Origin of the sequence: Dolichospermum sp. UHCC 0315A (assembly GCF_008121535.1) — a bacterium.
GTDB classification, from domain to species: Bacteria; Cyanobacteriota; Cyanobacteriia; order Cyanobacteriales; family Nostocaceae; genus Dolichospermum; species Dolichospermum lemmermannii.
Genome location: NZ_CP043056.1, coordinates 4,267,909 through 4,280,000, shown reverse-complemented (window position 1 = coordinate 4,280,000; position 12,092 = coordinate 4,267,909). Strand labels below are relative to the sequence as shown.

Here is a 12,092-nt window from a genome sequence, read left to right as displayed (position 1 = left end):
CCGCTGATTTTTCAACATCAGTCGGTTCGGACCTCCACTTGGTGTTACCCAAGCTTCATCCTGGACATGGTTAGATCACCAGGGTTCGGGTCTATAAACACTGATTTATCGCCCTGTTCAGACTCGGTTTCCCTTTGGCTCCAGCATTCTCGCTTTAACCTACCAGTGCCTATAAGTCGCCGGCTCATTCTTCAACAGGCACGCGGTCATCCGTTAAATCGGACTCCCACTGCTTGTAAGCTTATGGTTTCATGTTCTATTTCACTCCCCTTCCGGGGTTCTTTTCACCTTTCCCTCGCGGTACTTGTTCACTATCGGTCACACAGTAGTATTTAGCCTTACGAGGTGGTCCTCGCTGATTCACATGGAATTCCTCGTGATCCATGCTACTCGGGATTCAGCTACTATCCTTTGACTTTCAACTACGGGACTTTCACCCCCTCTGGTACAGTATTTAGCTGTTTCGTCTAATCTCTAGATTCGATATCGCTGTCCCACGACCCCAGAAGATAAATCCTCTGGTTTAGGCTCTTCCCCTTTCGCTCACCACTACTGAGGGAATCTCTAGTTTGATTTCTCTTCCTCCAGCTACTAAGATGTTTCAGTTCGCTGGGTTGGCTCTTTCCTGTCTATATATTCAACAGGTAGTACATAGGGTTGCCCCATTCGGACATTTCCGGCTCAAAGTTTGCTTCCAACTCCCCGGAACATTTCGTCGGTAACCACGTCCTTCATCGCCTCTGTGTGCCTAGGTATCCACCATTAGCCCTTATTAACTTGACCACATTTCTTTTTTGAATGCTTTCACGAAACACTTTCATGTCTGTGTCTGCGCTGCTAATTCTCGTTCTCTTATGCAGTTTTCAAGGTTCTGGCTGGAATTTAACCCAGCAGTCTAACTATCATTGTTAGGTGCTGACTTTGATTCAGTAAAAATTCAAAATTCAATTTGTGAATTTGAACTAAGGCAAATAATACTTTGAAAGATTTATCCCAATCTCGACCGACCTAGGTTAGACCAATTTAGGCTCTATTAGCAATTTTCATTGCTCTCGAAATTCTAAATGGATTAGGTCTCCCTAAAAGGAGGTGATCCAGCCACACCTTCCGGTACGGCTACCTTGTTACGACTTCACCCCAGTCATCAGTCCTACCTTAGGCATCCCCCTCCAAAAGGTTGGGGTAACGACTTCGGGCGTGACCAACTTCCATGGTGTGACGGGCGGTGTGTACAAGGCCCGGGAACGAATTCACTGCAGTATGCTGACCTGCAATTACTAGCGATTCCTCCTTCACGAAGGCGAGTTGCAGCCTTCGATCTGAACTGAGCTCCGGTTTATGAGATTCGCATCACATCGCTGTGTAGCTGCCCTTTGTCCGGAGCATTGTAGTACGTGTGTAGCCCAAGACGTAAGGGGCATGCTGACTTGACGTCATCCCCACCTTCCTCCGGTTTGTCACCGGCAGTCTCTCTAGAGTGCCCAACTTAATGCTGGCAACTAAAAACGAGGGTTGCGCTCGTTGCGGGACTTAACCCAACATCTCACGACACGAGCTGACGACAGCCATGCACCACCTGTGTTCACGCTCCCTAAGGCACTTCTATCTTTCAACAGAATTCGTGACATGTCAAGTCTTGGTAAGGTTCTTCGCGTTGCATCGAATTAAACCACATACTCCACCGCTTGTGCGGGCCCCCGTCAATTCCTTTGAGTTTCACAGTTGCCTGCGTACTCCCCAGGCGGGATACTTAACGCGTTAGCTACGGCACAGCTCGGGTCGATACGAGCTACGCCTAGTATCCATCGTTTACGGCTAGGACTACTGGGGTATCTAATCCCATTCGCTCCCCTAGCTTTCGTCCCTCAGTGTCAGTTTTGGCCTAGCAGAGCGCCTTCGCCACCGGTGTTCTTCCTGATATCTACGCATTTCACCGCTACACCAGGAATTCCCTCTGCCCCGACCATACTCTAGCTTTGTAGTTTCCACTGCTTTGATCTGGTTGAGCCAGACTCTTTAACAGCAGACAAACAATGCCACCTGCGGACCCTTTACGCCCAATCATTCCGGATAACGCTTGCATCCTCCGTATTACCGCGGCTGCTGGCACGGAGTTAGCCGATGCTTATTCCTCAGGTACCGTCATTTTTTTCTTCCCTGAGAAAAGAGGTTTACAACCCAAGAGCCTTCCTCCCTCACGCGGTATTGCTCCGTCAGGCTTTCGCCCATTGCGGAAAATTCCCCACTGCTGCCTCCCGTAGGAGTCTGGGCCGTGTCTCAGTCCCAGTGTGGCTGATCATCCTCTCAGACCAGCTACTGATCGTCGCCTTGGTGCGCCTTTACCACACCAACTAGCTAATCAGACGCAAGCTCTTCTTCAGGCAGCAAGCCTTTCACCTCTCGGCACATTCGGTATTAGCCACCGTTTCCAGTGGTTGTCCCCAACCTGAAGGTAGATTCTTACGCGTTACTCACCCGTCCGCCACTAAATCCCGAAAGATTCCGTTCGACTTGCATGTGTTAAGCATACCGCCAGCGTTCATCCTGAGCCAGGATCAAACTCTCCATTTTGTTTCTTTCGAGTTTGTCGGCTCCGAAATTAGTTAAAATCTCGAATCCTCTTTAAATTATCTTCACGACGAGGATTGGTTTAATCTATTCTTTCAAAGTATTATTTTTTCTCGGTTCAGTTACCGTGAGTTGTTTCTCTCTTCGGCACTTAACTAATATAGCAATCCTTTCTTTTCTTGTCAAGGGGGTTGGGAAAATATTTTTTGGGGAGGGGAAATTTAATGCTTATTTTGAGCTATAAGCTTTATTTGGTAAGGATTAGGAGGATTTCGATAATCATCAAATATCTACAGGATGTTGTCCATAATAAGGAAGAGCCTCAGACCAATGGGGATTTTTTCCGTGCTGCCAATCTAAATATGCTAATTCCAAAATACTGTTAACGGTGGCTGCTAACTGGGATGTGGCGGAAATTAATTGATAACTTGTATGCTCAGAAGATTGGACTGCTAGGGTTTCTTGCCATGCGGTTGGGGTGAATACTGTATCTGGTAATAGAGCAGTAATGCCAGAATTATCAGGGTTGGTTTGATAAACAGCACCAAAAACTTGTCCCCTCTGTGCTGGCATTTCTACGGCAATTATTGGCTGTTGGCAATTTTTTTGGGCTTTATGGGCTTGCCAAGCTAATGCGGCTAGGGTGGAAACTGTAAATACTGGAATGTTTAGCTGTTGTGCTAGTGTGCGCGCAGTGACAACTCCAATGCGAGTTCCTGTAAAACCACCAGGACCTTGGGCTACGGCGATAAATTCTAGGTCTGCCCAGGTTCGTGGTTTAATCACTTCAATTAGGTATTTATGGATATGACTGGATAAGTCACGTCCTAAGTTCCAAACTTGAGATTGGGGATAATCTGTAAAGTTGCTAATTGCTAAACCGAGTTCTGGTGTGGTGGTATGCAATGCTAAAGCATATTTATTCGATGAGAGGTGTTTAATTATGTTTGTCAAAGTAAATGCAAATATATTTTTCTGATAAATAATACAGCAAAATTAAGGATTGGAGGGGAAAACATGAATAAAAATTGGTGTTGCTGATTTCGAGTGTGAATATTCAGCAACATTTCAGAAACTACTCTCAGTTATGTCGGGACTAATTCACCTGGACGTAATTTGGACCATTTACCTATTTCTGATTTGAAGCTGAGACAACCGACAACGTCCCATTCCATTTCAATGATTTCGCCTTGTGTGCGAATATTGACGTTGATGGCAGGTTCGTTGGGATCAAAATCCGGTGTTTCTGTCAGGTGTGGCTGTTGGTGCTGGGTTTCTACGGCGTTGTAGGTGACGCAGCGGTCTACATAGTGGCAATTCACGCAAATACACATAATAGAACCAACTTTGGGAAGCTTTATAGTTAATGTAGCTTAATGCAAAATAATCGGCATTGGTTACTAGGTTGATTTTTATGATCATAGATGAATTAGTTGTTTCTCGTCTCGCTGCCAAAAATTGGCCTTGTAGTCTGGAATATTTGCCACAACCTGTTTATATGGTGGGTGGTGCGGTGCGTGATGCGATTTTGGGTAGGGTTCGGGAATATGTGGATTTAGATTTTATTATCCCAGCGGATGCGGTGAAGGTAGCGAGAAAGATTGCTCAACGTTATCAAGCTGGTTTTGTGTTACTTGATGCCGAAAGACAAATTGCCCGTGTGGTGTTTCCTCATGCTACGGCTGATTTTGCTCAACAGGAGGGGGAAAGTTTAATTACGGATTTGCATAGAAGGGATTTTACTATTAATGCGATCGCTTATAATCCCCATACTCAAGAAATTATTGATCCGCTGGAAGGCTATAAGGATATAGAATCTGGTCTATTACGGATGATATCACCTGTAAATCTGCAAAACGATCCTTTGCGGTTAATGCGGGCTTATCGTCAAGCTGCCCAACTTGGTTTTACTATTGAACCAGCTACTCAAGAGACAATTCGCAGTTTAGCAAAAAGTATTAATCAAGTGGCAGCGGAACGAGTACGGGTAGAAATTGGTTATTTGTTGGCAAATTCTCAAGGGACATTTTGGCTAAATGCTGCTTGGAAAGATGGTGTTTTGACTAGTTTCTTTAAAAACGCGACTGAGGAAAGTTTTATTAAGTTAACTGCTGTTGATCAAGCTTATACTTTAATTAGTGAAAATTGGCAACAACTAGGAGAAGAATTAGCAAATTATGTACGGGAGACTGTGAAAACTTCTTGGTTAGCTACTGCTAAACTTGCTTGTCTGGTTGACTCAAAGCCAGAAATTGCCGAAATCGAATTACAGGAACTTACCTATAGTCGGGCAGAAATTCGGGCTGTGACAACGGGATTAAGACTATTTTCGGAAATAAAAGCGGTAAAGATGCCTTTGCGAAAACAGTATTTTCTGTTTCGGGAAATGGGAATTTTATTTCCGGCTGTCTTGGTATTAGCTTTAGCAAATGATATTGTAGCTAAGGGAATGTTTGAAGAAAGTATGTTTGTTACTTATGAACCTTTAATCAAGCGTTATCTTGACAAAAACGATGCAGTTGCTCATCCTATTCCTTTACTCAATGGTAAAGACATGATGATGGCTTTAAACATTCCCGCTTCACCATTGATAGGTGAATTATTAATGGAGGTTGGTGTTGCTCAAGCTGAGGGGAAAATTTCTACAGTAGAAGCAGCGATAGAATTTGCCAGGAATTTAGTTAAAAAGTAAACTTGCTAAATTCGGTTTTGAGTTATTTAATCTTTATGGAGTAGGGAATGAGTCTGATTTGGCAGGCTGATTTTTATCGTAGTCCGCTACAAAATGCTGAAGGGCAGACGTTATGGGAATTATTAGTTTGTGATGCAACTCGCAGTTTTGAATTTACAGCCAGTTGTCCCCAATCCCAGGCTAATTCTACTTGGGTCGCCCAACAATTACAATTAGCTGGTCAGGAAAAGTTACCAGATGTAATTCAAGTATTTCGTCCTCAGTCTTTAAGTTTAATCACAACTGCGGGAAATAATCTAGGTATTTATGTTGAAGCTACTCGGAGAACTTTAGCGTTAAAACAGTGGTTAACAGCGAAACAATATCCTGTAATTGTAGATAAACTACCTCCATTACCATTACCGGAAAATCTCTGGGGGGAAGAATGGCGGTTTGCGACGATTCCATCTGGTGATATTGTGGATGAGTTTACAGAACGACCAATTCCTTTTTTGCAAATACCAGATTTTCTCAAACCAATTAATCTGGGTTTAGCTTCAACAGTACCTATCCCTGGTGTAGTGATTTACGGTGGACGAAAATCTATGCGGTTGGCGCAGTGGTTAAAGGAAAATAATCCTGTATCATTAAACTATATCGCTGGTGCGCCTGATGGGTTGGTATTAGAAGCTGGTTTAGTAGATAGGTGGGTTTTGGCGACTTTTACAGATGAGGAAGTTACTGCTGCTGGAAACTTATATCAAGAGCGAAAACAACTAAGTCGGGGACTGCATTTTTTGTTGGTGCAACCAGATGATTCGGGAATGACTTATAGTGGTTTATGGTTATTGCAAGATGAAAATAAATACTAATGCTTGTTATATTTTGCTACCGAGGACAAGCCTACTTAAACATGAAAATTCATGTATAATATGAGTCTTGGGTATTGGTAATTATTTATATGGGAACTTGGCAAGTTAACCAAATGTCTACATAATTATTAAAGAAATCATAACTTAGTCAAGTTTTCTTGACCTTTTAAACGAAAATTAGACCAATCAAAGTTTAGTCGAAATATTCAGCTAATTCATTTAAGCTAGAAGCAAATGAGCGAAATTAGTCAACGCAGGGTTGTTATTGGTGATGTGCATGGACACTATGAATGTTTGATGTTGCTGTTGGCAAAAATAGCGCCTACATCAGAGGATCAAGTATATTTTTTGGGAGACTTAATTGATCGTGGTCCAAAAAGCGCCCAAGTAGTTGAGTTTGTTAAAGAAAATGATTACCATTGTTTGCTAGGTAATCATGAGCAGATGTTATTAAATATCATGACTGGTAAGAATACTTCGTCCACAAATATGCAAACGTGGTTATACAGTGGAGGACAGGCTACTATTGCTAGTTACCAATCTGCAACAATTCCTAAACAACATCTGGATTGGTTTGAGAGTTTGCCCACATATTTAGATTTGGGAGATTTTTGGTTAACTCATGCAGGTGTTGATCCAGAAAAGAGTGTCCAAGAACAGACGGCGGAAGAATTATGCTGGATTAGGGATGAGTTTCATCGGATAGAGAAACAATATTTTGCAGATAAGTTGATTATAGTTGGTCATACTATAACTTTTACTTTACCTGGTGTGGCTCCCGGTAATTTGGCACAGGGCCAGGGCTGGTTAGATATTGATACTGGTGCTTATCATCCCCGTAGTGGTTGGTTGACGGGGCTGGATATTACGAATAAGTTGGTTTATCAGGCCAATGTGTTCAGTAGGGTTGTGCGGACTGTGGCTTGGGAAGAGGTGATGACAATTGTTCAGCCACAGGAATTTGCAGGTAGCCGCCGTCATAGAAAACGAGCATAATTATGGCAAAAATGCTCTCATTTTGTTTTGATATACCGGATTATCTAAACCATGATTTTGACTACTTGGTTGATTTTTAATCTGATTTTGCAGGGAGATTACGCGATCGCTCGCCCCTGGATGTGTACTTAAAAATGTAGGTACGGAGCTACTTCTTTGTAGCTTTTTCATAAAAGAAACCATTGCTGACTGAGCATAACCAGTGCGGGTTATGTTTGCTAATCCTCTTTTATCAGCATCAAATTCGTCTTGGCGACTGCGGGGAAGATTAAGGGCGAGTTGCACGCCAATTCCTACTGCCTTGCTTTTATCTAAACCGGATACGGTAGCTACACCACTGGCTATAGCTTGTTGTCGCATTTGTTTAATTAAATGTTTGCCTTCGATATGTCCCATTTCATGAGCTAATACACTGGCAAATTCGGCTTCATTGTCTGCTGTTTTTAACAAACCTGTATTCACATAAATAAAACCACCGGCAGTTGCAAAGGCATTAACAGCAGGATCTTCGACTACTTGAAAAGTATAGGGAATATTTGGACGAGTGCTATTAGCTGCTAAACGTCTACCGATTTGTTCAACATAGCTGTTTAGTTGTGAATTACGAGAAATTCTGACTTCTTGCTGTATTTCTTGATTTATTTGCTGCCCAAGATCAACTTCCTGGCGATCGGATATATTAGATAGATTAAATATCTGGGTTACTTGTGGGACTATACGGATCAGATCGCTAAAACCTATAGCTTTACTTGATAATTGTGTACTCAGGCACACAGTTAAAGCAACGCTTACAGAAATGAACGGATACAAACAGCGCCGCTGCCACAAACGATAATTTGTCCAAATTCCTTGCGAGTTAATCATAATCGAGTTATATGAGATTGGTGTGAGAACTTAAAATTAGAGGACGAATTTTCAGTTTACTAAGTTGCATTTTCAACTCCAGATAGGGCAAATAGTCAATTCAAATAACTTACTGCTACTATGACACTGAATCTCCTGCAATCATGATAAACTGTCGCATAACCATAATGTCTAGTTTCTGTCAATTCTGATTCAGTGATCAAGATTGTGGATCATTTGAAAAAACTTGACGGTACAATCAATTACTTAGCTGAAAACTTAACTGCAACTTATCCAAACCTGATTATGGCTATTTTAGATTCTAAAGGTCGCTTGTTCGGTAAAATTAACCTATTAGATTTAGGGGCTGCATTAGTAATTTTGCTAGTGATAGTGGGTATCTTTATTTTCCCTGGTACTTCCGGTTCTGTGGCTCAAATAGGTGCAAAAACAGTACCAATTGAGGTAGATTTAGTAGTACGTGGACTCAATGTTCGTAATCCTCAACAGTTAGTTAAAGAAGGATTCACAAAAGGTGGTAAAACTAATGTGATTATCCGTAATCAACCCTATGGTCAAATTGGGATTAAATCGGTTGAGCAGTTAGAGAGAACACTGACAATTGGTCAACCAGATGGTTCTGTGAAAGAATTACCAGATCCTAGAAAAATTAACTTTAGTACAGATTTTCTCTTGACTTTAGAAGGACAAGCTACAGTCACTAAAGATGGGCCTGTTCTTGGTAATAGCAAAGTGAAAATTGGAATGCCTTTTGAATTGGAAGGTTTTAACTATAACTTCAATGCGTCTGTAATTGATATTCGATTACAGGATAAATAGCATTATATTTAAGGGTGAAATTCTCCTGATTTCATCCTCAAAATTAGTAAAAACAATACATTTATAATTTTGTAATTAAGTGGGTAAATACTGTGGCACAGGCTTCGTCGTCTTGGAAACAATTCATCAATCAAATTTCAGAAATTAAGACAGCAAGCCAAAAACAGCAGATTTTTAAACATTTTTATGAACCTGGTGTTTTGCTGGGATTGTTAACAATTATTGTGGCTATGCTGCTGTGGAGTTGGCAATTACTATTAGCTGTTATTGTTGGCATTGGGAGCATGGTATTTACTTACTCAGTGCAAAAATGGAATTGGCAATTGCGCTGGCTAGAAATACGCAAGTTAATGAGTAGCACTAACAGTCGGTTAGCTTATTCTGTTGCTAGTGGTGGGATTGCGACTGTGATAACTTATATGGCTTCGGCAATTTGGGTTGATGCTCCTAGTCATTGGTTAGCTGCTGGTGCTATTGTTCAAGGGATAGGAACGCTATTAACTTTAATTTTGTTGGTGTGGCAAATATTCAGTGTTCAAGGAAATCAAGAGGAAGATTATCTTGATCAATTGTTAAACAATTTCACGGAAAAAGATCCTTTAAAACGTTTACGTTCCATACGTCAACTCAATAAACTGATTACCCGTCAGCGAGTTGATACGGTAATACAACAAGATATTAGGGAATGTTTACAACTGCTACTGAGTCAGGAAAAAGAAGTAATGATTCGGGAAGCAGCTTTAGATTGTTTGCAAAATTTAAATGGGTTGCAAGTGCTAAAACCTATTCAATCAAAGGTATTTATGCCTGTATCAGCAACAGCGAAGAATAAAATTCTTGTAGATTGATCTAATTTTCCGATTTTGTCCTTTTGATTTCGGGATTTTGCTTTAATTCTTCTGTTAAGATTTGCTGATAAATTTTGGGTAAGGAACTACTAACAGAATTATTTTCTATCCCGTACCCCAAACTTGTCCATGTGGGAGAAAGTTTCCGCAAAACGTCATTTAATTTTTGTTGCTGTAATAGCTTAGGAATATTTACACCCCAAACTTTTGCATCATTCAACCAACGGTAAACTACTACATCTTGATACTCTGCTTCAAAGCTATAATTAGTCCAAAGCATCATCTTTGCGGGTTTTGGGTGATAACGAGGGGCAATTTGATCCCACGTAGTATTAATAATTTGATATCTACCTGCGGCTGTGGAACAATTACCTGTATTCGGTCCTGTGATGATGGTGACACATTTTTGAGGATGATGGCTGAGATCATTAATTTGTTCACCACCATACAAGAGAGAATAAGGACGATTACCACTAGCTTCGCTGGCAGATATGGTTCGCATTAATGCCCGAATATAAGGATCTCCACCTTTCATGACTAGGGGAGGCTGTTTTCTAGTAAATACGGGTTCGGGAGATAATTGTATATCTCCAAAAATATACCACTGAAACAGGTACACAAAGCCCAAAAGTGAGGCTATGGGAGCAATGAGTTTTTCTACACCTTTAAGTTCAAAGCTTTTCAGAATTCAACTCCTCTCAATTTCTTCTCTTGGCTAATTACAAAAACTTACACTTTGCTTTCGGAAAAATTAAAAACTTCAGTAATATTGCTATGATCACCTATTGGCTTATTTAGTTACAATATCAACTATTGGATGACGATTATCAAGAAAGTCATAAAAAGCTAGATATTTTCTAGTTAGTCAATTAGGAGTGCTAAGTAGATACATATAAATCTGCCTTGTTGATTTATTTTATAACGAAAATGCCGAAAACCCTTAAAGATGTGGCTGACTCAGGAAGCCACGTCTGGGCTTTAGACAAGGGGTGAAGGCTATTAGCAGGATTTATATAATCAGTTCATGTTTTTTATGTGAAGTTAATGGCAAATTGTTGAGATTTTCGTAAAAATTGGATTTTAATGGGAAAAAACTTCCCTGAATTGGGAATGATGAATATAGACAAACTTCAAAATATACAAAAAATAAATTTATGGTGACAAACAATAGTGAATATCAATCTTGGAAAGTAGCAGATGATACTGGTTTTAAAAAAGATCATCCAACTCCAACTAAATTTTATGGCAATTATCAAGATAGTATGGAAATGTATGCACCTGTGGAGCAGGTTGAGGAATATTTTAATACTCATGCTTCCTGGTTTGGCCGTTGTGCAGAACCCATGAAGGTACTCCCGCTAGGGGACAATAGTTATGCTCTAGCGGTGGGTAAATTTGGTGCTTTTGGTTACGAAGTAGAACCAAAGATTGGCTTGGAGTTGCTAAACCCCCAAAATCGTCAATTCCACATTCGGACTATTCCTGTACCTGATTATCAAGCACCTGGTTATGAGGTGGATTACAAATCATCAACACAATTGATAGGTGATTTAGATGGGGTTACACGGGTGGAATGGGAGTTGGATTTGGTTGTTGAGTTGCAGTTTCCCAGATTTATTCAGCGATTACCCTATTCTTTAATTCAGTCTACAGGCGATCGCATCCTTAATCAAATTGTCCGTCAGGTTTCCCATCGTCTCACACACAAGGTACAAAAAGACTTTTATCAATCCTTGGATATACCTTTTCCTCAAAAGAAACAGAAGAAATAGGGAACAGGGAACAGGGAACAGGGAACAGGGAACAGGGAACTAACAACTAACAACTAACAACTGACAACTAACAACTAACAACTGACAACTAACAACTGACAATCTACGCTTTCGTGAGAATTCTTTGGATAATTTCGACACCAGAGAGGGCTTGCCAGATGAAAAGCCCCAAAATAGCAAAATTTAAGAATATATGAGTTATCCGCGCCCAATTTGCGCCTTTTTGCATGAAAGGAGATAGGGATGCAGAAAAAGCAATTAAACCCGTCATACTTAATCCTGCTAATAGATGCGGTCCGACAAACAACTTACCATTATTAATGTAGGTAACAGCCATGCCACCAATGGAACCGGCTACCATTAGTGCTAACATAATAGAACCAATTTGGTGGTGTTTGATGGTGTAACGCCCTTTAATTAGTTCTTTCTTTTCTTCTCCCTGAGCATTTCTGGTACGCTGTACTTGTAATCCTAAATAGGCAGCATACAAGGAAAGTGCTAATAATACCCACATAGTAACTGGGTGAGCAAAGTTCAACCAGAATCTGATTGTTGGAGTCAGTTCAAAAGCCATATTTTTTACTTCCGGTTATTAAATCTTCATAAAACTTAGCATACATTTATTTTTCTTACGTAGAAATTTTTCAATCTTACCAAAGTGTAATCTGGAGTTGGAATCAGT

The 12,092-nt window shown here is 40.7% G+C and carries 11 protein-coding genes and 2 rRNA genes (1 of these 13 running past the window's edge); 6 read left to right on the top strand and 7 right to left on the bottom strand.

The features are described from left to right. The 4 genes from BMF77_RS20345 to BMF77_RS20330 form a co-directional block, all read right to left on the bottom strand. Positions 1-783, bottom strand: a 23S ribosomal RNA gene (locus BMF77_RS20345) (it extends 2,049 nt beyond the left edge of the window). Between the two features lie 299 nt (positions 784-1,082). Further along, positions 1,083-2,571 (bottom strand): 16S ribosomal RNA (locus tag BMF77_RS20340). Together the 16S and 23S rRNA genes form the textbook arrangement of a ribosomal RNA operon. A gap of 279 nt (positions 2,572-2,850) precedes the next feature. Next, positions 2,851-3,522 carry a tRNA (adenosine(37)-N6)-threonylcarbamoyltransferase complex dimerization subunit type 1 TsaB gene (tsaB, locus tag BMF77_RS20335; RefSeq protein ID WP_148765363.1) on the bottom strand — a complete coding sequence of 224 codons (672 nt, stop codon included), beginning with the start codon at positions 3,520-3,522 and terminating at the stop codon, positions 2,851-2,853. A 131-nt stretch (positions 3,523-3,653) separates the two neighbouring features. Further along, entirely contained in the window at positions 3,654-3,902 is a 249-nt protein-coding gene (locus tag BMF77_RS20330; protein ID WP_148765361.1) for a Ycf34 family protein, read from the bottom strand. Positions 3,903-3,982: 80 nt separating this feature from the next. On the opposite strand from BMF77_RS20330, the gene BMF77_RS20325 reads away from it, so the two are divergent. The 3 genes from BMF77_RS20325 to BMF77_RS20315 all read left to right on the top strand — a co-directional run bounded on the left by BMF77_RS20325 (position 3,983) and on the right by BMF77_RS20315 (position 7,107). Beyond that, positions 3,983-5,260: a CCA tRNA nucleotidyltransferase gene (locus BMF77_RS20325; RefSeq protein WP_148765359.1), complete on the top strand. Its 1,278-nt coding sequence runs from the start codon at positions 3,983-3,985 to the stop codon at positions 5,258-5,260. Between the two features lie 47 nt (positions 5,261-5,307). Next, positions 5,308-6,111 carry a Tab2/Atab2 family RNA-binding protein gene (locus BMF77_RS20320; protein WP_148765357.1) on the top strand — a complete coding sequence of 268 codons (804 nt, stop codon included), beginning with the start codon at positions 5,308-5,310 and terminating at the stop codon, positions 6,109-6,111. A gap of 234 nt (positions 6,112-6,345) precedes the next feature. After that, complete coding sequence (locus tag BMF77_RS20315; protein WP_148765355.1) at positions 6,346-7,107, top strand: metallophosphoesterase family protein; 762 nt, start codon at positions 6,346-6,348, stop codon at positions 7,105-7,107. On the opposite strand, the gene BMF77_RS20310 is transcribed toward BMF77_RS20315, so the two are convergent. Further along, on the bottom strand, positions 7,108-7,971 hold the full coding sequence (locus BMF77_RS20310) for a M48 family metallopeptidase (RefSeq protein ID WP_148765353.1): 864 nt from the start codon (positions 7,969-7,971) through the stop codon (positions 7,108-7,110). A gap of 285 nt (positions 7,972-8,256) precedes the next feature. On the opposite strand from BMF77_RS20310, the gene BMF77_RS20305 reads away from it, so the two are divergent. Both BMF77_RS20305 and BMF77_RS20300 read left to right on the top strand, forming a co-directional pair. After that, entirely contained in the window at positions 8,257-8,790 is a 534-nt protein-coding gene (locus BMF77_RS20305) for a DUF4330 domain-containing protein (RefSeq protein WP_148767119.1), read from the top strand. Positions 8,791-8,882: 92 nt separating this feature from the next. Further along, entirely contained in the window at positions 8,883-9,638 is a 756-nt protein-coding gene (locus BMF77_RS20300; protein WP_148765351.1) for an ABC transporter ATP-binding protein, read from the top strand. A 1-nt stretch (position 9,639) separates the two neighbouring features. Here BMF77_RS20300 and BMF77_RS20295 read toward each other — a convergent pair whose 3' ends face one another. Then, entirely contained in the window at positions 9,640-10,326 is a 687-nt protein-coding gene (locus tag BMF77_RS20295) for a glycoside hydrolase family protein (RefSeq protein WP_148765348.1), read from the bottom strand. A 466-nt stretch (positions 10,327-10,792) separates the two neighbouring features. On the opposite strand from BMF77_RS20295, the gene BMF77_RS20290 reads away from it, so the two are divergent. After that, complete coding sequence (locus tag BMF77_RS20290) at positions 10,793-11,410, top strand: DUF1997 domain-containing protein (RefSeq protein WP_148765346.1); 618 nt, start codon at positions 10,793-10,795, stop codon at positions 11,408-11,410. Between the two features lie 103 nt (positions 11,411-11,513). Here the strand turns inward: BMF77_RS20290 and BMF77_RS20285 are convergent, their stop codons facing one another. Next, positions 11,514-11,984, bottom strand: a complete 471-nt coding sequence (locus BMF77_RS20285) for a DUF4079 domain-containing protein (protein ID WP_148765344.1) — start codon at positions 11,982-11,984, stop codon at positions 11,514-11,516. Between the last annotated feature and the right edge of the window lie 108 nt (positions 11,985-12,092).